This is a genomic window from Kaistia nematophila, assembly GCF_026343855.1.
GTDB lineage: Bacteria > Pseudomonadota > Alphaproteobacteria > Rhizobiales > Kaistiaceae > Kaistia > Kaistia nematophila.
The window spans coordinates 321,644-346,163 of sequence record NZ_JAPKNK010000001.1 but is presented as its reverse complement, the minus strand read 5'-3'; the positions used below and the strand labels follow the sequence as shown (position 1 = coordinate 346,163).

Sequence of the window (24,520 nt, the reverse complement as noted above, 5' to 3'; positions counted from 1 at the left end):
CATGCCCGAGGGAGTGACCGTGTCGGCCTCACCCATTTCCAGCGGCGCGCTCAGCCGCGACGACCGGCGTTTCGGCTTCCGGCTGACGGCACCGGCCGGCCTCATCCTGGCCGTCCTGCTGCTCGTCCCGACGACGCTCACCATCCTCTACAGCCTGCACGACGTGCCGGCGAACGGCCGCAGCCTCGGCCCGTTCGTCGGGCTCGAAAACTACACCATCGTGCTCGGCAGCTCGGTGTTCTGGCGCTCCGCCAAGGTGACGATCATCTTCTCGATCGGCTTCGTCGTGTTCTCGACGCTGATCGGCCTCGCCATGGCGCTGCTGCTCAACCAGCGCTTCATCGGCCGCGGCCTCGCCCGCGCCCTGCTGATCATTCCCTGGGCGACGCCCTGGCTGATGATCGGCATCCTGTGGAAGTGGTTCGCCGATGGCAGCGTCGGCGGCCTCAACGCCGTGCTGCTGATGCTCGGCGCCACCAGCGACTATCACGACTTCCTGTCCGACCCGAATTCGGCGCTGGCGATCACGATCGCCGCCGCCGTGTGGCGTCAGGCGAGCTTCGCCGGCATCCTGCTGCTCGCCGGCCTGCAGACCCTGCCCGACGACCTGAACGAGGCCGCCTCGCTCGACGGCGCCAATCTCTGGCAACGCTTCCGCAACATCACCCTGCCCTGGCTGCGGCCAGCGCTCGTCACCGTCACGGTGCTCAACATCATCTACGCCTTCCTGCAGTTCGACGTGATCTTCGCCATGACCCAGGGCGGACCGGGCGACGCGACCCAGGTGCTGTCGATCCTGATCTACCGCCAGCTCTTCGGCGTCACCCAGATCGGCCTCGGCTCGGCGCTCGCCGTCATCCTCGGCTTCATCGCGCTGGCCGGCGGCCTCATCACCGTCAAGCTGCTCTACCGCACGGAAAGGCAACCGGCATGAGCGACATCGCCCTTTCCCGCGCGCCGCGCCGGCGCGGCAAGGCCGCCACGGCCGCCGGCCTCAAGCGCAGCACCACGGCGACGGTCATCCTCTATCTCTGCGTCGCCGTCTTCGCCGTCTGGATCCTGCTGCCGGTCTGGTATCTCGTCGTCTCCAGCCTGATCACGCCGACCCAGCTCGGCGTCAAACCCTTCCCGATGGTTCCCTCCAGCATCACGTTCGACAATTACCGCTCGGTGCTGACGGGGGCGACCGGCTCGAAGGGCTTCGGCAGCACCGACATGGGCGCGCGCCTCATCCCGGCGATCGGCCAGAGCTTCTTCGTCAGCGCCGTGCTGGTGGTGCTGAACCTCTTCATCGCCGGCATCGCCGCCTATGGCCTGTCGCGCTACCCGTTCCGCGGCTCGCGCCTGTTCGAGCTGTCGATCATCGTCTCGCGCGTCGTGCCGGCGATCGCCATCATCGGCCCGTTCTTCGTGGCCTTCCGCGTCGTCGGCATCCTGAACACGCCCTGGGCGCTGATCATCAGCTACAACGTGTTCACGCTGCCGCTCGCGATCATGATCCTGAAGAACTATTTCGACCAGCTGCCGCGCGAGATCGAGGAGGCGGCGAAGATCGACGGCGCCTCGCGGCTGCAGACGCTCTGGATCATCGTCATGCCGCTCGCCCGGCCCGGCCTCGTCGCCGCCGGCGTGCTGATCTTCCTCGAGGCGTGGAGCGAGTTCTTCTATTCGCTCGTGCTCACCAACCAGCTGACCGTGCCACCGCTGCTCGCCGGCTTCCAGTCGGTGCAGCAGTTCAACTGGAACGCGCTCGCCGCCGCCACTGTCATGTCGATGATCCCGCCCGTCGTGCTGGTCGTCATCTTCCAGCGCCATGTCGTCGGCGCGCTGACCGCCGGAGCCGTGAAATGACCAAGCCCATCCGCGCCGGCGTCATCAGCGCCGGCGCCTGGTCGCAGTCGAGCCATCTGCCGACGCTCGCCGCCCATCCCGATGTCGATCTGTTGGCTCTTTCGAGCCCGAACGCCGAGACGGCGCAGAAGCTCGCCGCCGCCTTCGACGTTCCGCACGCCTTTGCCGACTGGCGCGACGTGCTGGCCGAAAAGCCCGACATCGTCGTCGTCTCCAGCCCGCCGGTGGCGCACGAAGAACAGGTGATCGCGGCGCTTGAGGCCGGCGCGCATGTGCTGGTGGAAAAGCCGTTCGCGCTCGAAGGAGGCGCCGCGCGCCGCATGCGCGACACGGCGGAGCGCGTCGGCCGCGTGCTCCTCGTCGGCTTCGGCTGGCCGGCCGCGCCATGCTTCGCGCTCTCGAAGCAGCTGATCGACGCCGGCGAGATCGGCGCGATCGAACATCTGACCATGCATCTCGCCGTCAACACGCGTGCGCTGCTGATGGGCGGCACGGATGGCGGCTGGGGTGGCGACGGCAGCTCGGCCGCCTCGACCTATACCGACCGCAGAATCTCGGGCGGCGGCTCGGCCGCCGTCTCGATGTCGCACCAGCTCGGCCTGATCGAATGGCTGGCCGGCGAACCGATCGTCGCGCTCAACGCCAGCACCTATCCGCCGGGCCGCGAGATCGACCTGCACGCGACCGTCAACGCCGAATTCGCCGGCGGCGGTTCGGCGGCGATCAGCAGCGCCTCGACCCATCCCTACCTGGCGCGGCCGCAATGGCACATGGCGCTCTATGGCTCGAAGGGGCAGATCTGGCTCGATTCCGTCGCCGACCATGTCCGCCTGGTGCGGGCGAATGGCGACGTCGTCGAATACAACCCCGTCGAAGCATCGGGCGTCTATGACGCCGGCGCCCCGACCAAGGCGCTGATCGCCTGCGCGCAGGGCGCCCCCGCGCCGACCGGCCTGACAGCGGAACTCGCGGCCCATGTGGTCGCCGTCACGGACGCCATCTACGAGAGCGCCCGGACCGGAGAGAAGATACGGATCCCCACAGAATGACTGCAAAGACCACGCTGTTTGCCGGCGGCATCCTCGTCGACGGCCTCGGTTCCGATCCCGTGCGCGGCGACGTGCTGGTGGAAGGCGACCGCATCGTCCGCGTCACCGACGGCACGGAAAAGCTCGAAGCCGACCGCATCATCGCGATTCCCGGGCTGATCCTCGCGCCCGGCTTCATCGACATGCACACCCATTCCGACCTGCAGGTGCTGGTCCAGCCCGACCACACCTCGAAGATCACGCAGGGGGTGACGACCGAGGTGCTCGGCCAGGACGGCCTCAGCTACGCGCCGATCGACGAGGCGACGCTGGCCGAGCTTCGCGCGCAATTGAAGGGCTGGAACGACGATCCGCCGGGCTTCGACTGGAACTGGCGCTCGGTCGCCGAATATCTGAAGCGGCTCGACGGCAACACGGCGGTCAACACCGCCTATCTCGTGCCGCACGGCAATCTGCGCATGCTGGTGATGGGCAACGCCCCCCGCCTCGCCACATCCGACGAGCTGGAGCAGATGAAGGCGCTGCTGCGCACCGCGCTCGAGGAAGGCGGCGTTGGTCTCTCGACCGGCCTCACCTATGTGCCGGCGATGTATTCCGACACCGACGAGCTGGTGGCGCTCTGCGAGGTGGTGGCGGAATATGGCGGCTTCTATTGCCCGCATCACCGCAATTACGGCCTCGACGCGCTCGGCGGCTACCGGGAGTGTTTCGAGATCGCCCGCCGCTCCGGCGTCGCGCTGCATCTCGCCCACACGCACCTCTCCTTCGAATGCAATCGCGGCAAGCTGCCGGAACTTTTGAAGATGCTCGACGACGCCATCGCCGACGGCGTCGACCTGACCTTCGACAGCTACCCCTATCTCGCCGGCATGACGACGCTGCTGTCGCAATTGCCGAGTTGGGCGCTCGCCGGCACGGGCGCCGAGCAGATGGCGCGCCTCCGCTCGCCGGAAGACCGTGCGAAGATCATCGAGGCGCTCGACGTCATCGGCTCGGACGGTCACCAGGGCCTGACCGTCAACTGGTCGACGGTGCATGTCGTCGGCACGCCCGGCGTGCCGGAGCTCGAATGGGTGATGGCGACCGACCTCGCCACCGCTGCCGCGAAGGCCGGCAAGCGCCCGGCCGAATTCGCGCTCGACCTGCTCGTCGCCACCGAGCGCAGCGCCCCTTGCGTCTTCTTCATCGGCCACGAGGAACATGTGCGCGCGCTGATGCAGCGTGACGAGCACACGGTCGGCAGCGACGGCATCCTGGTCGGCGACCGGCCGCATCCACGCTCCTGGGGCACCTTCCCGCGCATGCTGGAAACCTATGTGCGCGAGGAGAAGGTGCTCACGCTCGCCGAATGCGTCCGCCACATGACCAGCACGGCGGCGAACCGCCTGCGCCAGCCCGACCGCGGCCGCATCGTCGAGGGCGCCAAGGCCGACCTCGTCGTGTTCGACCACCTGACGGTGAAGTCGCACGCGACCTATGAGGTGCCGCGCCAGGCCGCCTCCGGCATCTTCCATGTGATGGTCAATGGCGAACTGGCGCTGGAGGACGGCCAGATGACCGGTCGCCGCGCCGGCCGCGTCATCCGCATGCCTGCCTGATATTTCAGCGTGCTCATCGCATGAGCGCGCTGCTATGAACGCCGCACCGATCCGCCCGCCCATCCGACCAAAGGCTCCCCGCATGTCCGCCACCGCCCCCGCCGTCGCCGCCTCCCGCTGGGCCGAAATCCCGGTCGCCACGCCGGGCCTCGTGCTCGATCGCGACGTCCTCGACGCCAACCTCGACGAGATGGCGGCGATCGCCCGTTCGGCCGGGGTCGAACTGTTCCCGCATGCCAAGACGCATCGCATGGCCGAGGCCGGCCGCCGCCAGATCGAGCGCGGCGCGCACGGGCTCTGCGTCGCCAAGCTCGGCGAGGCGGAAGCCTTCGCCGATGCCGGCATCGAGCGGCTCTTCATCGCCAACCCGATCTTCGGCGCCGAGAACGGCGCGCGCGCGCTGGCGCTTTCGCGCCGCGCCGACGCGCTGTTCGCGACCGACAGCGTCGCCGCGGCGGCGAGCATCGGCGCCGTCTTCGCGGCTTCGGGCGAAACCGCGCGCATGATGCTGGCGATCGATTCCGGCCTCGGCCGCGAGGGCGTCACGCCGGCCAAGGCGGCCGAGGTCGCCAGCGCGATTGCCGCCGCGCCCGGCGTCGAGCTGGTCGGCATCTATACGCATGAGGGCGCCACCTATGGCGCAAAGGACCGCGCCGACCTCGAGGCGCGCGCCGTCGCCGCCGGTGAACTCATGGTCGGCGTCGCCGAGGCGATCCGCGCCACCGGCATCGCGCTGCCGATCGTCTCGCTCGGCGCCTCCGCCTCGGCCCGCGCCGTCGCGCATGTGTCGGGCGTGACGCAGATCCGCCCCGGCATCTACGCCTTCAACGATGTCGGCCAGATCGCGCTCGGCAACGCCACGCTCGACAGCGTCGCCGTCCGCGTCATCGGCACCGTCGTCAGCCATCCCGATCCCGACCGCGCCTGCATCGACGCCGGCTCGAAGTCGCTGTCGACCGACCTTGTGCCGGCCGCCGCCCACCGCGACGAATATCCGGGCATGGGGCTGATCGTGAATGCACCCGGCTGGGTGATCGAGAAGATGTCGGAGGAGCATGGCTGGCTGCGCTGGCACGGCGAAGGCGAGCCGACGCCGCTGCCGGTCGGCACGCGGCTGGAAATCGTGCCGAACCATGTCTGCATGGCTTTCGCCATGCTCCGCCGGGCCGCCATCCTCGGCGACGGCAAGGTGGTGGAGACCTGGGAAGGGTTCGGGCCGGGTTCTTCGGAGTAGAGATCGGGACGCGGAGCAGCTGCTCTCCTCTCCCATGGCGTCCCTGTCCAGCCGTCATGCCGCGCACGATTTCCATCATCCTGAGGTGCCCGAGCGCAGCTCGGGCCTCGAAGGACGCACGGAGGCGATGCAGCCGATCGATTGCACAGCCGCCCTGCGTGCTTCGAGACGGCCCTCCGGGCCTCCTCAGCATGATGAGGATGGTGTTTGACAGACACCTCCTCAAGGCGAGAGGTGAAGCAGAGCGTCTTGTTTCAGAGCCGATGGATCTTGCACTAAGCTCCACGGGAACAGCAAAATTCGATCGGGGGAGACCAACATGTCCGACGTCCATCTCGCCAGCGGCGAGGCGCTCTTCATCGCCTCGCGCGGCGTTTTCGAACTGCACGGCCTGACGCGCTGGGCGCTGAAGGACGGTGCCTGGAAGGGCGAGACGCTCGGACGGGCCGAGCATCTCTCGGCGCTGGCCTGGCACCCGACCCTGCCGGTGATCTACGGCACCTCGCGGGTCGGCATGGACGGCTCGATCCACGCCTGGCGGATCGACGGCGACAAGGCCGAGACGATCGGCGAGAAGGAAAGCGGCGGCGCCGAGCCCTGCCACCAGGTCGTCGATCCCTCGGGCAGGCTGCTGGTCTTCACCAACTACACCACCTCGACGCTCGGCCTGCAGCGCCTCGCCGCCGATGGCAGCTTCGATGGCGACGTCGCGCTCGTGAAACTCGCGGGCGGTGGCCCGGAACTCGACCGTCAGGACGACGCCCATCCGCACCAGGCCTTCTTCGTCGGCGAAACGCTGTTCGTCATCGACCTTGGCGACGATTCGGTGCGCGAATTCAGCGTCGACCTTTCGAAGCCGGGCGCCGAGGCGCTGACGCAGACTCGGGTGACGAAGCTCCCGGCCGGCTGCGGTCCGCGCCATGCCGTGGTGCTGAACGACGGCCGCCTCGCCATTTCGGGCGAGCTCGGCTCCAACCTTCTCGTCGGCCATCCCGGCGCGCCGGAAGGCGCCTGGCAGAGCGTGCCGAGCACGACGCGGCCGGGTCCCGCCCGCACCCGCCACCGCCGCAATTATCCCGGCGACATCCAGCGCTCGGCCGATGGCCGCTTCGTCTATTTCGCCAATCGCGGCAACGACACGATTTCGACCTTCGACGTATCCGGCGCCACGCCCAGGCTTGTCTCCGAGATCGACTCGACCGTGTTCTGGCCGCAGCACCTGCTGGTGCAGGGCGACCGGCTGCTCGTCGCAGGATGGGACTCCTCGCGCATCGCCGTATTAACGCTTGAGGACGGCGTGCCGGTCTCGGCGGCGACCGCGTTCGAATGCGCGTTCCCCGGCTGGATCCTGGCGCAGCAGCGGGCCTGACAGCGCTATTTCGCGACGGAAACCGCGCCGCGCCCGACCGACGACGACGTCGGGGAAGCCGCTCCCCGGCGCCGCCTCCATGCCGCTGGCGCGATGAAAATTGTCATCGAACTGTCGCGCCAGCTTCGCAACGCTGACAACAAACGCCGTCACTGAGCGCCTGATGGCGCGGTACCGGACGCGCCTCCAGCAGGAAGCGAAGACGGGTGATGACGGATATCGCGATCTCGGGACTCGGCAAGGCATTCGGCGGCAACCGGGTCGTCTCGGATGTCAGCATGCACATCCAGTCCGGCGAGTTCGTCGCCGTGCTGGGGCCGTCGGGTTGCGGGAAGACGACGCTGCTGCGGCTGATCGCAGGGTTCGAGCGGCCGGACGCCGGCAGCATTCGCTTTGCCGGCGAACTAGCGTCTTCGGCCAGCCATCACACGCCGCCGGAACAACGCGATCTCGGCATCGTCTTCCAGAACTATGCGCTCTGGCCCCACATGTCGGTGGCCGAGAATGTCGGCTACAGCCTGAAGGTCACGGGCGTCCCGGCCGGTGAGCGCAGGCGCCGCGTCGCCGAGGCGCTGAAAACCGTCGCGCTCGACGGGATGGCCGAGCGCCGCCCTTCCGATCTTTCCGGCGGCCAGCGCCAGCGCGTGGCGCTCAGCCGCTGCCTCGCCGCCCGCAACGGCATCGTCCTGCTCGACGAGCCGCTCGCCAATCTCGACGTGCATCTGCGCGCCGCCATGGAACACGAGTTCACCCGCTTCCACCAGGCGAGCGGCTCGACCATGGTCTACATCACGCATGACCAGTCCGAGGCAATGGCGCTCGCCGACCGCGTCGCGGTGATGGATGCCGGAAGGCTGGTGCAGTTCGCAGCCCCGGCAACGCTCTATCGCGAACCCGCCACCGAAATGGTCGCCGGCTTCATCGGCGAAGGCATCGTGCTGCCGGCCGAGGATATCATCGCCGACGGCGCGGGCCGCGCGCAGGCAAACATCCTCGGCGCCCCGGTGACGCTGCGCTGCGCGCCGGGCGAACGCGCGCGCCGAAGCGCCGCGATCGGGCTGCACCCGCAGGATATCCGCCTCGCCGTGCCAGGCGAGACGAGCCTTCCCGCCCGCATCCGCCGCCTCTCCTATCGCGGCGGCAGTTTTCGCGCCGAAGCGGTCTGCGAAGCCGCACCCGAGACCGTCCTCGCCTTCGATCTTCCCGAACAGGCACCGCTCGCGCCCGGCGCGCCGGTGTCGCTTGCCATCGGCGATGGCTGGGTCATCCCCGCCCTCGCCGCCTGACTTCCATGCTGCCCCTTCCGCCTCCCTTTGAAACAGAGACAGCCATCATGCGCATCCTCGCCGCGACTGCCCTTCTGCTCCTGGCCGGCACCGCCGCCAATGCCGGCACCCTGACGCTCTACACCTCGCAGAGCGCCGAAATCGCCCAGCAGACCGTCGACGCCTTCCAGGCCAAGTACCCGGACGTGAAGGTCGAATGGACCCGCAACGGCACCAGCCAGCTGATGAACGTGCTGCAGGCCGAGATCGCCGCCGGCGACATCCGCCCGGACGTGCTGCTCGTCGCCGACACCATCAATCTCGGCCAGCTCAAGAAGGACGGCCGCCTGCTCGCCTATCCGGAAGCCAAGGTCGGCGCCTATGACAAGGCGACCTACGACAAGGACATGATGTTCTTCGGCACGAAGATCATCTCGACCGGCATCGCCTACAACACGGCCTCGGCCAAGCCGATCGACAGCTGGAACGCGCTGCTCGACGAGGCGAACCGCAACCAGATCGCCGTGCCGAGCCCGCTCTATTCGGGCGCGGCCCTCAACCACCTGCACACCGTCATCCACGTGCCGGCGATCGGCTGGGACTTCTACACCGGCCTCGCCAAGCTCGACATCGCGCCGGAAGGCGGCAACGGCCCGGCCCTGAAGGCGGTCGCCAGCGGCATCGCCAAATACGGCCTGATCGCCGACGCCGACGTCATCCGCGCCAAGGCCGCCGGCTCGCCCGTCGACCTGATCTTCCCGAAGGAAGGCGTCTCGTTCATCACCGAGCCGGCCGCGATCCTTTCCTCGGCCAAGAACCCGGCCGACGCCAAGCTCTTCATCGACTTCCTGCTCTCGAAGGAAGGCCAGGAAATGGTGGTGAAGCAGGGCAACATGCCGCTCGACCCGACGCTGACGCCGCCGGCCGGCTTCCCCAAGCTCACCGACATCAAGCTGCTGCCGATGGATGCCGACGCGGCGGTCGCCACCGACGCCGACGTCCGCGCCAAGTTCACCGCCACCTTCGGCGGCTGAGCATGACCTTGGCAGCGGCCGGCTTTGCCCGGGAGCGCCCCAGACGGGCGCTCTCCCTTTCGACGGAGACCTGGGTGCTGGGGGCACTCGGGCTCTTCGTCATCGGGCTTTCCTTCGCGCCGCTGCTGCGCCTCGTCTTCACGGCGATCGCGCCGGACGGCTGGCCGGATGCCAGCCGTCTCGGCGAGGTGCTGGGCACGCGCCAGGTGCTGGCGGCGACCGTCAACACGCTGCGCGTCGCCCTGTTCTCGACGCTCGTCTCGCTGATCGGCGGCACGCTGGCGGCGACGCTGGTGGCGCTGACCGACATGCGCGGCAAGTCCGTCTGGGTGTTCGCCTTCATCCTGCCGCTGATGATCCCGCCGCAGGTATCGGCGCTCGCCTGGGTGCAGGCCTTCTCGCCGTCGAGCCCGATCCTCGGCCTGCTCGGCCTGTCGCTGCCGGCCGGCGCCCGTCATCCGCTCTATTCCGAAGCCGGCATCGTGCTGCTGCTCGGCATCTACAACAGCCCGCTCGTCTTCCTGACCGTGCGCGCCGCGCTGCGCCGCCTGCCGGCCGAACTGGTCGAGGCCGGCCAGGCCGCCGGCGCCTCGCAGGCGCGGCTGCTCCTCACCATCATCCTGCCGCTGGCGCGGGCGGGCATCTTCGCCGGCGCCGCGCTCGCCTTCGTCTCGGCGATCGGCAATTTCGGCATCCAGGCGATGCTCGGCATCCCCGCCCGTTTCCCGACGCTGATCACGCTGATCTACCAGAAACTCAACACCGTGGGCCCCTCCGCGCTCGCCGACATGGCGATCCTCTCCATGCTGCTCGCCGCGCTCACCATCGGCGGCATCACGCTGGCCGGCTGGCTCGGCAGCCGACGGGATGTCCGCGTCGACGGGTCGGCACGGCCGCTGACGCTCCGCCTCGGCCGCTGGCGGTTGCCGGTCGAGCTTTTCGCCTGGCTAGTCCTCGTCGCGACGCTCGTCCTGCCGCTGTCGGCGCTCGTCACCACCTCGCTCGTCCGGGGCTTCGGCCAGGAGCTGACGCTGGCGACCCTGACGCTCCAGAACTACACCAGCGCCCTCTTCCGCCAGGCGGCGATCCGCGAAGGCTTCCTCACCAGCCTGTGGCTGACGACCACGACGGCGCTCGTGCTGACCGCCGTCTCGATCCTGCTCGGCTACTTCCTGACCTGGCATCGCAGCGGCTTCGTGCGCGTGCTGCATCTCGCCGGCGAACTCGCCTATGCCCTGCCCGGCATCGTCATCGGCGTCGCCATGATCCTGTTCTTCCTGAAGCCGCTGCCCTTCACCGGCTTCAGCATCTACGGCACGGTGTGGATCATCCTCGCCGCCTATCTGGCGTCGTACCTGGCATTGTCTCTGCGCTCGACGCTCGGCGGCTTCGCACAGGTCGACCGCTCGCTCGAGGAGGCGGCGCGGGTGGCGGGCGCCGGTTTCCTGCGGCGGATGCGCGACATCGTCGGCCCGCTCGTCTCCCCCGCCGCGGCGGCCGGCGCCATCATCGTCTTCATGAGCGCGCTCAACGAGATCCAGTCCTCGATCCTGCTCGTCTCGTCGAAGGCGAAGACGCTGGGGCCGATGGTCGTTTTCCTGGAGGAAGGCGGGTCATCGACGCTCGCCGCCGCCGTGGGCTGCCTGATGGTCGCCATCGTGCTCGCACTGATGCTGACTGCCTCGGCGCTGTCCCGCTTCCTGCCGCGCGGGGTTCTGCCATGGCAAAACTGACGGTCATCAGCGGCGTCGGCGGCAAGCTCCCCGCCGCCTTCCTTCTCGAAATCGGCGGCGCCCGCCTGCTGCTCGATCTCGGCGAGGGACCGGAAGCGGGCGTGCTGCCGGATCTCACCAAGGTCGGCCGCGTCGACGCCATCCTGCTCTCGCATGCGCATATCGACCATGTCGGCGGCCTCGGCCTGCGCGGGACGATCGGCAATCCGCCCGTGTATGCGACGGCGGAAATATGGCGGCAGATTTCGGAAACGCTCGTCGCCCCGGCCGATCGCCATGTCCTGCCGCTCCGCGGCACCGCCACCGTCGCCGGCGTTGCGCTGACCACCGGCCGGTCCGGCCATGCGCCGGGCGGCATATGGGTCCACACGGCCGAAGCCGGCGGCTTTCTCTACACCGGCGACTGGAGCGTGGAATCGACCGTGTTCCCGTTCGACCCGCCGCCGCCGGCCGCGACCGTCTTCACCGATGCCTCCTATGGCGACCGCGAGACGACGCTGGAAAGCCAGATCGATGATATCGCCGAAGCGGCGCGGGACGGGGCCGTGCTCTGCGTGCCGGCGTTCGGACGCGGGCCGGAAATGGCGCTGCGCCTCTCCGCGCTCGGCCTGCGGCCCAGGCTATGCCCGGCGATCCGCGCCGAGGTCGAGCATCTGGCCGCCGACCGCTCCGGGCTCGCCGCGCCCGGCGCCACGGACGCGTCCGCCGCCCTGCTGGCGACACTCGCCGACGGACCCGTGACGCCCGACGACGTCGTCATCGCCACCGAAGCGAACGCGGAATCCGGATTCGCCGCGACGCTCTACGCCCGCCGCGACGAGGGGTTCCGCTTCCTGTTCAGCGGCCATGTCCCCGCCGGCACGCCGGCCGCCCGGCTGATCGCCGCCGGCGAGGCGCGCTGGCTGCCCTGGAACGTGCATCCGCGCCTCGCGGACACGCTCGACCTCGTCGACCGGCTCGGCGCGCGGACGGTGATCGCCGCCTTCACCGCTCCCGCCAGCATGCCGGTCCTCGCCGGCCGGCTCGGCGACCGCCTGTCCTGGCAGGCCAATATCAACCTTGCGAATAGCCGATGACCTGCCCAATGACCCTCGGAACGACCGCGCCCGCCCCGATGCTGACCGACGAGCAGGAGGATGCGCTTCCCGTCCTGCTGCCGGTCGCCGGGCCGTTCGGACCGGCGCGGGCGACGATCTATCTCGGTAATCGCGTCGCCGCCGACGATGCCGCGCTGCTGTTGGCGGACGGCATCACCTCGACGATGAACCTCGCCGTCAATGTCGAGATGGGGCCGCTGGCGCTCGGTGACGGCAGCTTCGTCCGCCGCACCCATATCGGGCTGATCGACGGGCCGGGCAACACGCCCAACCATCTGCTCGCGGCCGTGCTGGCGCTCGATGGCATCCTCGGCCAGGCAAGCCCCGGCAAGGCGCATTATCCCATGCACCGGGCGGGCAATGTCCTGGTCCATTGTCGCGGCGGCCGCAGCCGCTCCGCCACCGTGATCGCGCTTTATCTGCATCTCGCGCGGCCAGAACAGTTTCCGACCCTCGATGCGGCGCTGGCGCGCATCCGCGCGCTGCGAAACCTCGAGGCGAAGCTGCCGGCGGCCTCGATGATCGCGCTGGCGGAAGCCGCCCTGAAGACGGCTTCCGGCCTCGTCGTCGGAATGGACTGAAGCCCGCCGCTAGATCATTTCAGCGTTTCGCGGAAACACTGGCGTGATCTAGCTCCCTGTCTTCTCGCGCTTTCGTCACGCGATCCGGTATCCGCTTCGCTCGAAAGCCCTAGGAGGCGTGGAAGCGCTTCTGCGCCGCCTCGTGCAGATCGCCGAGCTGGATCAGCTTCAGGAAGTTCAGGTCGTCATTGTCGAGCCCGAGACGGCGGAGCGTCAGGAACTCCAGCGATTCCGCGATGGTGAGGCCGCGAAAGCATTCGCGCCCGACGGCATCGATCACCAGCGCCTGCTGAGGCTCCAACTCGTCGCGCTCCTCGACGGTCAGTTCGAGGAGGCGCACCGGCCGGTGGTTCGGCTCGGCGGCGGCCACGCCGGGCCGTCTTGTATCCGTGAAAGCAGCCACCGGCGGCGTCGGCTTCTTCGGCAGCTTCGTCTTCTTTCCTAGCGACATCGAGTTCTTGCCTTGCAGGTCGTCCCTGACCCGATAAAGCGGCCTCACCCGTTCGCAAACTCAAAAACGGATCATCGCAATTTGAACGATCTCGCGATTTCCGCGGCAGCGGCGAAAGGCGCGGCAAGCGCGGCTTTGCCACGGGCGCGGGCGTGCCCGAGGCATCCGGAAAGCGTCGATCGGAACAGGGAATCGGAATGGGCGCTCACACGTCGTCAAGCGATCGCGAGGGACCGCATCGGGCCTGCCGGACGCCCCGGAGACGCCCTAGTGGCGCGACTTCGACATCGACTTGGAGTGCTTCTCCATCGACATCAGCGCATCGGCCTGACTGAGCAGGTCGTCGAGCGACTCGTTGCCGCCCGGCTTCGCCTGGACGATGCCGACGCTGATCGACAGCGTGCACTGAGCGGGCGACAGGCGATTGAAGTAGTCGAGCCGGGTACGCAGGCTGTTGCGCAGCGCCTCGGCCGGCGCCAGCGGCGCCTGCACGAGCACGCAGAATTCGTCGCCTCCCATCCGGCCGACGATATCGGATTGGCGCACGCTGTCGCGCAGCACGCTGGCGCAATCGGCGATCAGGCTGTCGCCGACCGTGTGGCCGAACTTGTCGTTGACCTTCTTCAGCCCGTCGACGTCGATGAAGGCGAGCTGGCAGCCATTGCCGCCGGCGAGGATCGCCTCGGCGGCGCGGCGGAAGCCGCGCCGGTTGAGCAGGCCAGTCAGCTCGTCGGTGATCGAAAGCTCCTCGATGTCAGCCTTGGCCTTGTCGAGCTCGGCCGCGCGCAGGCGCACGCGCTCCTCCAGCTCGCCATGGATGCGGATGTTCTCGATCGCCAGCGACACCGCATCGGCGAGCTTCGAAAGCAGGCGGAGATCATCCTCGTCGGGACCGCCGGGCGCCGCCCAGTAGACGCCGATGGCGCCAACGGGCTCATGGCCGCGCACCGGCACGACGGCCAGGCTGCGGACGAAGGTCGCGTCATAGGCTCCGGGCAAGACCCGGTCGTCGGCGGCGACATCGCGCACCAGCACCGGCTGGCGATGCAACATCGCCGAACCCTCGATGCAGCTCGAGAGCGGAACGCGCATACCCTTCCAGAGCGGCGTGACCGCATCCTCGTCGACGAAATGGCAGGAGGCGCCGTCGCGCAGGACGAAACAGGCGCCGTCGCTACCGGTCAGCTGGCGCGCGGCGGTCTTGACGATCCGCTGCACCTGACCCGGCTCGCGCGTGAAGGACAACGCCTGCACGGCCGAGAACAGGACTTCGACGCCGCGAAAATAGCGCTCCGGGTCGCGCGGAGGCGTGTAGGGCGTCGCGCCCGGTGTGTCCGATCCCTGCCCTTGCATTTCCGTCATCAACCGCCCCGAACTGATCGCTTCCTCGTAGCAGATGCAATCATTCCGACACAATCATTATGGCGGTTCGCAAGCGAACAAGCCTTCACATTACGTAGAAGTGGATCCTCCCGCGAGAACAACGCGGGAGGATCGCGCCCCTAGCCGTTGACCGAGGCCAGGAACTTCTTGAACACGAAGCCGCGCTTGCCATCGACGACGACCTCGCACCAGCCCTTGCACTGCACCACCTGGACCTGCTCGCCGGCCTTGAGCAGGCCGACCGTCGGAGCGCCATTGTCCGGGTTGCCGCGCAGCTTGACGGCGCTGGTGACCCGGGCGAGGCCCGGCGCCGGGGATCCGGCGGAGACAGCCTTCGACGGCGCGACCGCGGCCGGCTTCGGCGCGGCGGCCTCCGGCTCGGCGGCGACGCCGGCGTCATCGGCGGAGGGTGCGGGCTCCGTCACCGACGCGGTCTCTACCGCGGTCGGCTTCGTCACCTCGGCCGGGGCGGCGTAGGCGGCGCGCACGTTCGGCGTCACCGGCTGCGTGCTGACGGCGGAGCCCGGCAACATCGCGGCGCCAAGCGTGGGGGCCGAACCGGGCACCGGGTCAACCGAGGCCTGCGCGGTCGGCGCCTGATTGAGCGGCGTCGCCTGGTTGATCATGTCGGCGCCGCGCAGCTGCGGCGATTCCGGCAGCGACCGGTCCTCTGCGGCGCGGTCATAGGACTGCTTCGCGGCCGGGGCCGGCAGCGGCGCCGGCGGGTCGGCCTTGACGATGCCGGCCGTGGCCGCGCTGTCCAACTCGCCGACGACGGTGGCGTCGCCCGACGCGGTGACGGAGCGGATCGTCAGCAACGCGCCACCGCCAACGATGGCGAGCAGGGCGACGACGGCGAGCAACTGCTTGTTGAGGGTGGTGAGGCCACGGCTGCCGCCAGCATTGAGGCTGCGGTCGGCATCAAGGGTCGGTTGCTCGCCATCGGCGATGCGCAACTCGTCGACAGCGATGGAAAGGCGTTGGGCCAGTTCGCCGGCGAGCCGGTCTTCCAGCTCCACGGCCGCCGGGGCCCGCTCCGCCGGCTTCGGCGCCGCCGAAGGCTGGCGTCCGCGCGCCAGCAGCAGCTCGACGGCGAGGCGGTCCTGCTGCGGCAGGTCGTCCTTGGTCAGCTCAGCCGGCGGCAGCTCGGAAGCGAGCGTCGGATCGAGCTCGACCTGATCGAGCGCCATCGGATCCCGCGCCGCTTCGTTGGCCGCTACCTGTTCCGGCGACATCAACGCGGGAAGGGCAAGCTCCGGCAGGGCGAGTTCCGGCAGAGCCAGTTGCCGTGTCGGCGGGGCGGAAGATTCAGACGCGGCCGCAGCCTCGGGCTCGTCCCAGAGCGAGGCGACCTTCTGAAGGTCGCCCATCAGCGCGGCTTCGAGCTCGGCCGCGAGATCTTCCAGCTGCGGCAGCGCCGTCTCGGCCGGCGGCTCCGGCTGCTGTTGAACCAGCTTGGGGAATCCGCGAACGACGTTCGAGCGGATGTTTTCGTGCGATGAATCGCGTTCGGAGGCCGGGTTGGAGAGACCTGGATCGGTCAGCTCAGCGAGACTGCGCACGCGCAAGGCGGCGCTCGATTTGCCCGAATGTGTCATGGTACTCATCTCTACTTTGTTTCGACACGTAACCCCCGCTGCCGCCAAAACAGATCGCAAACTCTCCTTGGTTAATGTTTCGTTTCGAGACGCTGTTCTGAGTCATTCGTCGAACAATATCGCGGAAACGGAATCGAACCGGCTTGGATCGATCCACCGTGATCATGAACGACAATTACGGCGACTCTTTGCCGCCTGTAGGGCTGGAGTCACAACGACCGCGAGCAACTGCAACTTCTACGACGTTGCTTAGTTGACCTGACGATCAGGGCGCGGACGCAAGGTGCGCAGCGTGAAGATGTAGACGGGCAGGCCCGAAATCAGCACCAGCAGCGCCGCGAAGGGCGCGGCGGCGGCGTAGGCGCTGTCATTGGTGTGCGACCAGACCTCGGTCGCGAGCGTGACGACGCCGGTCGGCGCCAGGATCAGCGTGGCGGTCAGCTCGCGCATCAGCTCGAGCGCGACCAGCGCCAGCGCGGCGCCGAGCCCCGGCGCCAGCGACGGCAGCGTCACCGAGACGAAGGCCTGCCACGGGCTGCGGCCGAGCGTGCGCGCCACTTCCTCGATCTCGCGCGGCACCAGCTCGGCCGAGGCGCGGATCGCCGATTGCGCCAGCGGCAGGAACAGGATCGCATAGGCCGCGAACAGCACCGCGCGGGTCTGGTAGATCGCCGGCAACAGGCGGATGGACAGATAGACCAACGCCAGCGCGACGACGAGGCCGGGCAGGCCGTGCACGACATAGGGCAGCCGGTCGGCGAAGCGGGCGAAGACGCCCCGGCTGCGCAGCACGAGCAGAACCAGCGGCAGCGCGATCACCGTGGTGACGAGCGTGCCCGGCAGCGCCAGGGACAGCGAGCCGAACAAAGCCGGGCCGAGCGCATCGAGGCCGCGACCGGCCGAGACGCCCCTGACCAGCCAATAGCCGAGCCGGCCGAACGGCACGCCGAGCGAGACGATCGAAACGGCCACGAAGCCGAGCATGACGAGCGGCGCCCAGCGACCGAGGCGGGCCGGCGAGCCGCGCCGGGCCGTGTTGCGGCCGACCTTGGAAAGGCGGACGCCGCGCCGCAGCCACATCTCGCCGAACGCGACCGGAAGGCAGAGCAGCATCAAGAGGCCCGAGAGCACCGCCGCCGAGGCATTGTCGAACTGCAGCTCATATTGCTGGAAGATCGCGGTGGTGAAGGTCTGCACGCGCAACAGCGCCAGCGCGCCGAACTCGGACAGCATGTGCGCGGCGACCAGCAGCGCGCCGCCGCCGAGCGCAGGCAACGTGCGCGGCAGCGTCACCTTCCAGAACGTTTCCCCCGGCCCCTTGCCGAGCGAGCGCGACACTTCCTCCATGCCGGGGTCCATGCTGCGCAGGGAGGCGGCGACCGGCAGGAAGATGAGCGGGAAGCTCTCCATGGTCAGGATCAGGATGGCGCCGGACATGCCCTGAAAACCAGGGCCGAGCGACTTCCAGGCAAAGCTGGCGACGAAGGCCGGCATGGCGAGCGGCAGGCAGCAGAGCACCCGCCAGAGCCATTTGCCGGCGAGATCGGTGCGCTCGGTGAACCACGCCGCCGTATAGCCGATCAGGCTGGCGAACAATGTCACCGACAGGCAGAGGGTGACGGTATTGCCGAGCAGCATCAGCGTGCGCGGCCGCGCCAGCTCGGCCCAGACGCCGCTCCAGCCGGCGCCCCAGGCACGCATCAGCACATAGATCACCGGCAGCGCGATCAGCGCGGTCGGGATCAGGGCCAGCGCGACGAGCAGGCGCGATGCCGGCGCGCCGTGGCGGGCGTCGCGCCGGGAAGGGCTGCCGGAAGCGTCGGCAGCGGCCGTCAAGCGAGGTCCGCTTCGCGCAGCAGCGCCAGCGCGTCGGCGGCGTCGCCGAGATCGGCCGGCGTCACGGGGGCGGGATCGAGCTGGTCGAACGGCTTCAGCGGGAACGGCGAGACGACGCCGGGCCGGAGCGGATATTCGGCGATCGCGCCGACGATCGCCGCCTGGCCCTCGGCGCTGACCATGAAGGAAACGAAGCGCTGGGCGGCCTCGGCCTTCTTGGAAGTCTTCAGCACGCCGGCGCCGGAAACGGTGATCAGCGTTCCGGGATCGCCATTGCCGATGAAATACAGCGCCGAGTTCATATTGTCGGGGCCGAGCTCCTGCTCGAGCGCGTACCAATAGTAGTTGTTGCTGAGCGCGACGGGGATGTCGCCGCCCTCGACGGCCTCGACCGCGGCGGAATCGCTGTTGTAGACGCGGCCATACTGGCGCAGGCCCTTCAGCCAGGCGAGCGCCGCATCACGGCCCTTGAGCAGCGCGACCGCGACGACCTGCTGCTGGAAGGCGCCGCTGTTCGGCGCGAAGGCGACCTTGTCGGCCCAGGCCTCGCCGGCGAAATCGAGCACGCTCTTCGGCAGCGCCGACGCCTCGATCATCGACTTGTTGTAGACGACGACGCGGCAGCGGGCGCCGGCGCCGACCCAGGTGCCATCCCTGGCGGTGTACTTCTCCGGGATCTGCTTCAGCGTCTCGGGATCGAGCGGCGCGAGCAGGCCCTTGCCGTCAACGGCGGCGAGCGACGGGCTCTCCTCCGACCAGAAGACGTCGGCCGGCGAATTGGCGCCCTCCTCGATCAGCTGGCTGGCGAGCTGGGCGCTGTTGCCGTTGCGGGTGACGACGGCGATGCCGGTGGCGGCGGTGAAGGCGGCGACCAGCGCCTCGACCGGCGGCCGGTGCTGGCCATTATAGAGCGCCAGCGTCTGGTCCTCGGCCCGCGCCGGGACCGAAAGGCCCGGCAGCATCGCGGCGCCGGCAGCGCCGATGCCGAGATGCATCAGCTGACGTCGCGTGACGTCGTACATTGGAATAACTCTATGTTATTGATGTCGATTGCTTTTCGTACCAATACCTGCGCGGCGGCCCTGTCAACTCCGTAGCCATACGGAGCGGAAAGCGTCGCAGGCCGGTTTGCCGGGGAAAGCAGCGAAGCGGCAAAAGCCGGACGACGGACCGCGCGGACAGGATTGCGGCCGGGGGCGAAGGCTAGGCGCGGATGCGCAGCCCCTCCGGATCATAAAGCGGATCGAGATGCGCATAGGCCACGACGCGCTCGCCGGCGACCTCCAGCTCGTAACTTCCCGACAGCACGAAATCGCGATCGACGCCGGCAGCGCGGCGGACATAGCCATAGCCGATGGGCCGCCCGACCGCATAGCCATAGCCGCCGCTCGCCAGCCAGCCGACCCGCTCGCCGTCGCGATAGATCGTCTCGCGGCCGAGCAGGACGATCGACGGATCCTCGGTGGTGAAGGCGGCGAGCAGGCGCGGCAGCGGCTTTGCCGCCTGCGCCTCCAGCGCCGCGCGGCCAAGGAAGGGGATGGGCTTCCTGAGCTTGACGAAGGCGCCGAGGCCGGCGACCAGCGGCGAATGATCCGGGCCGATCTCGGCGCCCCAGGCGCGATAGCCCTTTTCCAGCCGCAGCGTCTCGATGGCGCGGTAGCCGGCGAGCTTCATGCCCAGAGGACGCCCGGACTGCATCAGCGCGTCATAGAGCGTCAGCGCGAATTCCATCGGCACGTGCAGTTCCCAGCCCAGTTCGCCGACATAGGTGACGCGCAGCGCCAGCACCGGGCAGCCGGCGATGGAGAGCCTCTTTGCGCGGCCGAACGGGAAGGCGGCGTGCGAGATGTCGGCGTCGGCCAAGGGCTGCAGGATTTCTCTCGCCCGCGGCCCCATCAGCACGAGAACCGCGTTCTGCGAGGTGACGTCGGTCAGCCGGGCGTCGAGACCTTCCGGGATGTTCGACTGGATCCAGTGAAAATCATGCGTGGCGAAGCCGGTGCCGGTGACGATGTAGTAGCGGTCCTCGGCCACGCGGGCGACGGTCAGGTCGCATTCGATGCCGCCCTTCGCGTTCAGCATCTGCGTATAGACGAGATGGCCGACCGGCCTGGCGACGTCGTTCGCCGCGATCCAGGAGAGCGCCTTCTCGGCGTCACGGCCGGAGAGCTCGAACTTGGCGAAGGAGGTCTGGTCGAACAGCACCGCCGCCTCGCGCGCCGCCCGATGCTCGCGGCCGACCGGCTCGAACCAGTTCGGCCGTTCATAGGTGTAGCGGTCCTCGGCCGCCTCGCCTGCCGCCCGGTCGGCGAACCAGTTGGCGCGCTCGAAGCCGAGCTTCTCGCCGAACACCGCGCCCTCCGCCGCCAGCCGGTCATAGAGCGGCGAGCGGCGCAGCGGCCGGCCGGAGAGGAATTCCTCCGACGGCCACGCCATGGTGTAGTGGCGGGCATAGGCCTCCAGCGTCCGGTTGCGGATCCAGGAGAGGTCGTGGTGGTTGCGGCCGAAGCGGCGGATGTCGACCGGCCAGAGATCGAAGGGTGGCGCGCCGTTGACCACCCATTCGGCCAAGGCCATGCCGGCGCCGCCGCCGGACGCGATGCCGAAGGCGTTGAAGCCGGCGCCGACGAAGACGTTCTTCACCTCCGGCGCCTCGCCGAGAATGAAGTTGCCGTCCGGCGTGAAGCTTTCGGGCCCGTTGATGAACTCCTTGATGCCGACCGTCTCCATCGCCGGCACGCGGCCGAGCGCCTGCTCCAGGATCGGCTCGAAATGGTCGAAATCGGACGGGAGCAGCTGGAATTCGAAATCGCGCGGCAGCGGATCGACGTCCCAGAGCTTCGGGTTCGGCTCGTAGCCGCCCATCACCAGCCCGCCGACCTCCTCCTTCCAGTAGGTGAGGCGGTCGGGATCGCGCAGCGTCGGCAGGTTCGGCGTGACGCCGGGGACGGCGTCGGTGATCAGATACTGGTGCTGCACCGAGACGAGCGGAATGTTGACGCCGGCGAGCCGGCCGATCTCGCGCGACCATTGGCCCGCGCAGACCACGAGTTTCTCGCAGGCGATGCGGCCTTCGCTGGTCTCGACGGCGACGACCGCGCCATCCTCGACGACGATGCCGGTGACGGCGACGCCCTCGCGGATCGTCACGCCCTTCTGGCGCGCGCCCCTGGCGAGCGAGGCGGAGATGTCGGAGGGCGAGACCTGGCCGTCGGTCGGCAGGAAGGCGGCGCCGACGACGTCGTCGACCTGCATCAGCGGCCAGAGGTCCTGCGCCTCGCGCGGCGAAAGGAGCTGCATCTCCAGCCCGAAGGAGCGCGCCGTCGTCGCCTGGCGGCGCACCTCGGTCCAGCGCTCGGCATTGCAGGCAAGCCGCAGGCCGCCATTGCGCTTCCAGCCCGTCGCCTGGCCGGTCTCGGCTTCGAGCCGGTCGTAGAGCGCGACCGAATAGCCGAGCAACTGGGTGATGTTCGCCGAAGTGCGAAGCTGGCCGACCAGGCCGGCGGCATGCCAGGTCGAGCCGGAGGTGAGCCTGCCGCGCTCCAGCAGGATGACGTCGGTCTGCCCCATGGCACCGAGGTGATAGGCCACCGACGCGCCGACAATGCCGCCGCCGATGATGACGATGCGGGCGGAACCGGGAAGATCGCTCATGCGCGCTCCATCTCGTCAAAGCTGGCGAGCGCGAGCTTGAAGCGCCCGAGATATTCGGCCGTATAGGCGGGATAGTCGAAGACCAGGTGGCTGTGCAGCTCCGACACCATGCTCCACATGGTCTCGCGCAGCAGCGACGCCGCCGTCATCGCCGCCGCCCGCCGGCGGAGTTCATCGGTGAGCGGCCGGTCGAAATAGAGTTCGAGCGCGCGCTCGGCCTGCTGCCGCGACAGCAGGTTGTTGGAGGCCAGCCCGCCGAGGTCGAACAGCGGCGAGTTGAAGCCGGCATAGTCCCAGTCGACCAGCCAGAGGCGCTGGCCGTCGTCGATCAGATTGGCCGCCAGCATGTCGTTGTGGCCGAAGACGAGCTCTACCGGACCGACCGCCTTTTCCAACCGCTCGGTCGCGTCGAGCACCCGCACCAGCATCGGCAGGTAATGGCTCTCGCCCGCCTCGAGCGTGTGGGTGTAGTCGCGGATGACCTGGAACACCCAGAACAGCGGCGCCGGGCCGCGAAAGAAGCGCGGGATGTCGTGATGGGCCCGCCGCAGCAGCTCGACGATGCGGCCGAGATAGCGCTCGTCGCGGATATCCGCCGGCGTCAGGCTGCGGCCCTCGACGAAATCGATCACCATCGCGCCCGGCTCGGCATGCACGACGATCGGCGAGATGCCGGCCTCGGCGGCCGCGTGGCTCGCCGCCAGCTCGGTCGAGCGGATGATGCCGTGCTCGATCATGTCGCCACCGATGCGCACGACATATTTGCGGCCGCCATCCTCGACCAGGCAGTTGGTGTTGGTGAGGCCGCCGGCCAGGGGCTGCGGCGAGACGGGGCCGCTCCAGAACGAGAGCCGCGCGGCGCGCGCCAGCGAATCCTGCGTGTCCGTCATGACCGAAGGTTCCCCCCGCGACGGAAGGAATCCGCCACGCCGCTATAGGAGACCAGGGAGGGGTTGGGATGCAAGCGCCGCGTGCAGGGGCGACGGAAAGCGGAGCGGAGAAGGGTTACCGGGGGTCATCGGTTCCACCCTTCTCCGTCCGATCAGAGCTGACTACGCACAACCGGAAGGTCAGCTTGCCAAGATGTGTCGCAAGCCTCCTGCCAGTTGTGCCGGCCCATGCCACCACCAGATATGGTTATAATTTGAATCAAATCGTCCAGATCTGGGGATGGTTAACGACCGATTCACCTTCCGCGCATCGCAATTTGCAAGAGGTTTCGCAATTTGCAACGCGGAGGCGGCTCAGCCGAGGCCGATCGGCTCGGGCGTGCCGGGATCTACCTCGGCCGGTTCGCCATTGGCGCGCGGCAGGCGCAGCCAGAAATCGAGGAAGCCGTCGAGGAAGCGCGAGGTCTGGCCGTCATAGACCGCCCGCCCCTCCATGTGCTGCGCGCGCGGCTGGGCGCCGGGCAGCTTGAAGCGCTCTTCGCCGGTCGTGGTCCAGCGATGCATCATCGCCAGGGTCAGCTCGATATGGAACTGGAAGCCGAAGGCGGACGGGCCGTATTGAAAGGCCTGGTTCTGGTAGAGCTGGCCCTCGGCGAGCAGCGCCGCGCCGGCGGGCAGGTCGAAGCCCTCGCCATGCCACTGGTAGACGATCTCGGGCCAGGCGCAGAGCCCCTGCCCCGCCTCGGTAGCGCGCAGCGGATAATAGCCGATCTCGACCAGACCGTCCGGGCGCGGCCCGACGCGGGCGCCGAGATGGCGCGCCAGCATCTGCGCACCGAGGCAGATGCCGAGCAGCGGCGCCTGTTCGGCGAGCGGCACCGACATCCAGTCGATCTCGCGGCGGATATAGTCCTCGTCGTCATTGCTCGACATCGGGCCGCCGAAAACGATCGCGCCGGCATGATCGGCGAGCGTGTCGGGCAGCGGATCGCCGAAGCGCGGCCGACGGATGTCGAGCGGATGGCCGCGCTCCGCCAGCCGATGGCCGACGCGACCGGGCGTCGAATGCTCCTGGTGCAGGACGATCAGTACAGGCTTCGGCGACTGCGGCACGGCGGAGATCCTATCCCCGGAGCCACCGGCTCCGCGGGTCGTTGCGATTCATTCCTTCGGCGGAACCAGCATCTCGACGGCATTGCCGCCGGACTGGACGATCTTCTTCAGGCGCAGCCGCGCCCGGCCGGAAACGCCAAGCAAATCGGCGACGCGCCAGATCGCGTTGTCCTCGAACTCGGTCAGCCGTCCATCCGCATAGACGAGGTCCCACATCATCGCGACCACCTGCTCGCGGTCGATCTCTTCGAGCTGCGATTTCAGCACGCTGGTGAAGCGGTAGAAGTCGACCGCCTCGTCGTCGGCCTGCTCGGCGGCGCGCATGAGGTCGTCGGTCGCCTCCTCGTCAAGGCCGAAGCGCGCCTTGAGCAGGTCGTGCAGGCGGACGCGCTCCGCTTCGGAGACCTCACCGTCGACGGCGACGACGTGGTAGAGCAGCGCCGCCGCGGCCAGGCGGTGGTCATTCTCGCCGAAACGCCGGGCCGGCGCCTCGCCGGTCAGCTCCGCGATGAAGTTGCGAAGAACGTTGAGCATCCAATTCCTCCAGGCAACCGACTCGAACGCCGATTCGGTCGTCGTGACGTCCCAAGCTGCATGAGATTAAGGCATGGATAGGAAAGTGGCGCGCGACATGCCGTCGCCGGGCAGAATCGAGACTGGGCCGCCGCGGAATCGCCCGAATCCAGCCGAGTAGCAGGCCGGCAGCGCCACACTCGGGCAAAGTAAACGGCCCACAAAAACAAACCGCCGACCTTTTGGGCCGGCGGCTAAACCATAACTTAAG

At 68.6% G+C, this 24,520-nt stretch carries 20 protein-coding genes; 11 read left to right on the top strand and 9 right to left on the bottom strand.

What is annotated here, in order from left to right; translation table 11 throughout:
* Window positions 1–19 precede the first annotated feature (19 nt).
* From OSH07_RS01620 to OSH07_RS01570, 11 genes are all read left to right on the top strand, one after another.
* Window positions 20–934, top strand: coding sequence for a carbohydrate ABC transporter permease (locus OSH07_RS01620; RefSeq protein WP_266336857.1), 915 nt, complete (start codon window positions 20–22; stop codon window positions 932–934).
* Window positions 931–1,851 (top strand): carbohydrate ABC transporter permease, encoded by a 921-nt coding sequence (locus OSH07_RS01615; RefSeq protein WP_266336856.1) that lies wholly within the window; start codon window positions 931–933, stop codon window positions 1,849–1,851. Before OSH07_RS01620 ends, OSH07_RS01615 begins: the two co-directional genes overlap by 4 nt.
* A complete protein-coding gene (locus OSH07_RS01610) occupies window positions 1,848–2,900 on the top strand; it encodes a Gfo/Idh/MocA family protein (protein ID WP_266336855.1) in 1,053 nt (350 codons plus the stop codon). Before OSH07_RS01615 ends, OSH07_RS01610 begins: the two co-directional genes overlap by 4 nt.
* Window positions 2,897–4,498 carry an N-acyl-D-amino-acid deacylase family protein gene (locus OSH07_RS01605; RefSeq protein WP_266336854.1) on the top strand — a complete coding sequence of 534 codons (1,602 nt, stop codon included), beginning with the start codon at window positions 2,897–2,899 and terminating at the stop codon, window positions 4,496–4,498. The genes OSH07_RS01610 and OSH07_RS01605 overlap by 4 nt, the downstream gene beginning before the upstream one ends.
* Before the next feature lie 82 nt (window positions 4,499–4,580).
* Complete coding sequence (locus tag OSH07_RS01600) at window positions 4,581–5,732, top strand: alanine racemase (protein WP_266336853.1); 1,152 nt, start codon at window positions 4,581–4,583, stop codon at window positions 5,730–5,732.
* A gap of 319 nt (window positions 5,733–6,051) precedes the next feature.
* Window positions 6,052–7,101 carry a lactonase family protein gene (locus tag OSH07_RS01595; protein WP_266336852.1) on the top strand — a complete coding sequence of 350 codons (1,050 nt, stop codon included), beginning with the start codon at window positions 6,052–6,054 and terminating at the stop codon, window positions 7,099–7,101.
* 209 nt (window positions 7,102–7,310) lie between these two features.
* Window positions 7,311–8,387 (top strand): ABC transporter ATP-binding protein, encoded by a 1,077-nt coding sequence (locus OSH07_RS01590; protein WP_266336851.1) that lies wholly within the window; start codon window positions 7,311–7,313, stop codon window positions 8,385–8,387.
* Window positions 8,388–8,434: 47 nt separating this feature from the next.
* Entirely contained in the window at window positions 8,435–9,400 is a 966-nt protein-coding gene (locus OSH07_RS01585; protein WP_266336850.1) for an ABC transporter substrate-binding protein, read from the top strand.
* Between the two features lie 2 nt (window positions 9,401–9,402).
* Window positions 9,403–11,133 (top strand): ABC transporter permease, encoded by a 1,731-nt coding sequence (locus tag OSH07_RS01580; RefSeq protein ID WP_266336849.1) that lies wholly within the window; start codon window positions 9,403–9,405, stop codon window positions 11,131–11,133.
* Window positions 11,121–12,209 carry an MBL fold metallo-hydrolase gene (locus OSH07_RS01575; RefSeq protein ID WP_266336848.1) on the top strand — a complete coding sequence of 363 codons (1,089 nt, stop codon included), beginning with the start codon at window positions 11,121–11,123 and terminating at the stop codon, window positions 12,207–12,209. Before OSH07_RS01580 ends, OSH07_RS01575 begins: the two co-directional genes overlap by 13 nt.
* An 8-nt stretch (window positions 12,210–12,217) precedes the next feature.
* Window positions 12,218–12,811, top strand: a complete 594-nt coding sequence (locus OSH07_RS01570; RefSeq protein ID WP_266336847.1) for a phosphatase domain-containing protein — start codon at window positions 12,218–12,220, stop codon at window positions 12,809–12,811.
* 109 nt (window positions 12,812–12,920) lie between these two features.
* Here OSH07_RS01570 and OSH07_RS01565 read toward each other — a convergent pair whose 3' ends face one another.
* The 9 genes from OSH07_RS01565 to OSH07_RS01525 form a co-directional block, all read right to left on the bottom strand.
* Window positions 12,921–13,262 (bottom strand): hypothetical protein, encoded by a 342-nt coding sequence (locus tag OSH07_RS01565; protein WP_266336846.1) that lies wholly within the window; start codon window positions 13,260–13,262, stop codon window positions 12,921–12,923.
* 267 nt (window positions 13,263–13,529) lie between these two features.
* A complete protein-coding gene (locus OSH07_RS01560; protein ID WP_266336845.1) occupies window positions 13,530–14,624 on the bottom strand; it encodes a GGDEF domain-containing protein in 1,095 nt (364 codons plus the stop codon).
* Between the two features lie 140 nt (window positions 14,625–14,764).
* Complete coding sequence (locus tag OSH07_RS01555; protein WP_266336844.1) at window positions 14,765–16,243, bottom strand: SH3 domain-containing protein; 1,479 nt, start codon at window positions 16,241–16,243, stop codon at window positions 14,765–14,767.
* Between the two features lie 249 nt (window positions 16,244–16,492).
* On the bottom strand, window positions 16,493–18,079 hold the full coding sequence (locus tag OSH07_RS01550; RefSeq protein ID WP_266336843.1) for an ABC transporter permease: 1,587 nt from the start codon (window positions 18,077–18,079) through the stop codon (window positions 16,493–16,495).
* Entirely contained in the window at window positions 18,076–19,101 is a 1,026-nt protein-coding gene (locus OSH07_RS01545; RefSeq protein WP_266336842.1) for an extracellular solute-binding protein, read from the bottom strand. The genes OSH07_RS01550 and OSH07_RS01545 overlap by 4 nt, the downstream gene beginning before the upstream one ends.
* Window positions 19,102–19,282: 181 nt before the next feature.
* Entirely contained in the window at window positions 19,283–21,733 is a 2,451-nt protein-coding gene (locus tag OSH07_RS01540) for a GcvT family protein (protein ID WP_266336841.1), read from the bottom strand.
* The gene (locus tag OSH07_RS01535) at window positions 21,730–22,623 is read right to left on the bottom strand and encodes a choline/ethanolamine kinase family protein (RefSeq protein WP_266336840.1); all 894 of its coding nucleotides are present in this window, start codon (window positions 22,621–22,623) and stop codon (window positions 21,730–21,732) included. The genes OSH07_RS01540 and OSH07_RS01535 overlap by 4 nt, the downstream gene beginning before the upstream one ends.
* Before the next feature lie 354 nt (window positions 22,624–22,977).
* Window positions 22,978–23,745, bottom strand: a complete 768-nt coding sequence (locus OSH07_RS01530; protein ID WP_266337356.1) for a glutamine amidotransferase — start codon at window positions 23,743–23,745, stop codon at window positions 22,978–22,980.
* 39 nt (window positions 23,746–23,784) lie between these two features.
* Window positions 23,785–24,270, bottom strand: coding sequence for a tellurite resistance TerB family protein (locus OSH07_RS01525; RefSeq protein ID WP_266336839.1), 486 nt, complete (start codon window positions 24,268–24,270; stop codon window positions 23,785–23,787).
* Window positions 24,271–24,520: the final 250 nt, after the last annotated feature.

Bases quoted from the DNA above. Each gene is read 5' to 3' on its own strand.
- OSH07_RS01605 (WP_266336854.1), top strand. From the start codon at position 2,897: ATGACTGCAAAGACCACGCTGTTTGCCGGCGGCATCCTCGTCGACGGC.
- OSH07_RS01525 (WP_266336839.1), bottom strand. From the start codon at position 24,270: ATGCTCAACGTTCTTCGCAACTTCATCGCGGAGCTGACCGGCGAGGCG.
- OSH07_RS01610 (WP_266336855.1), top strand. From the start codon at position 1,848: ATGACCAAGCCCATCCGCGCCGGCGTCATCAGCGCCGGCGCCTGGTCG.
- OSH07_RS01535 (WP_266336840.1), bottom strand. From the start codon at position 22,623: ATGACGGACACGCAGGATTCGCTGGCGCGCGCCGCGCGGCTCTCGTTC.
- OSH07_RS01575 (WP_266336848.1), top strand. From the start codon at position 11,121: ATGGCAAAACTGACGGTCATCAGCGGCGTCGGCGGCAAGCTCCCCGCC.
- OSH07_RS01600 (WP_266336853.1), top strand. From the start codon at position 4,581: ATGTCCGCCACCGCCCCCGCCGTCGCCGCCTCCCGCTGGGCCGAAATC.
- OSH07_RS01595 (WP_266336852.1), top strand. From the start codon at position 6,052: ATGTCCGACGTCCATCTCGCCAGCGGCGAGGCGCTCTTCATCGCCTCG.
- OSH07_RS01555 (WP_266336844.1), bottom strand. From the start codon at position 16,243: ATGACACATTCGGGCAAATCGAGCGCCGCCTTGCGCGTGCGCAGTCTC.
- OSH07_RS01580 (WP_266336849.1), top strand. From the start codon at position 9,403: ATGACCTTGGCAGCGGCCGGCTTTGCCCGGGAGCGCCCCAGACGGGCG.
- OSH07_RS01590 (WP_266336851.1), top strand. From the start codon at position 7,311: ATGACGGATATCGCGATCTCGGGACTCGGCAAGGCATTCGGCGGCAAC.
- OSH07_RS01615 (WP_266336856.1), top strand. From the start codon at position 931: ATGAGCGACATCGCCCTTTCCCGCGCGCCGCGCCGGCGCGGCAAGGCC.
- OSH07_RS01545 (WP_266336842.1), bottom strand. From the start codon at position 19,101: ATGTACGACGTCACGCGACGTCAGCTGATGCATCTCGGCATCGGCGCT.
- OSH07_RS01585 (WP_266336850.1), top strand. From the start codon at position 8,435: ATGCGCATCCTCGCCGCGACTGCCCTTCTGCTCCTGGCCGGCACCGCC.
- OSH07_RS01570 (WP_266336847.1), top strand. From the start codon at position 12,218: ATGACCCTCGGAACGACCGCGCCCGCCCCGATGCTGACCGACGAGCAG.
- OSH07_RS01540 (WP_266336841.1), bottom strand. From the start codon at position 21,733: ATGAGCGATCTTCCCGGTTCCGCCCGCATCGTCATCATCGGCGGCGGC.
- OSH07_RS01560 (WP_266336845.1), bottom strand. From the start codon at position 14,624: ATGACGGAAATGCAAGGGCAGGGATCGGACACACCGGGCGCGACGCCC.
- OSH07_RS01565 (WP_266336846.1), bottom strand. From the start codon at position 13,262: ATGTCGCTAGGAAAGAAGACGAAGCTGCCGAAGAAGCCGACGCCGCCG.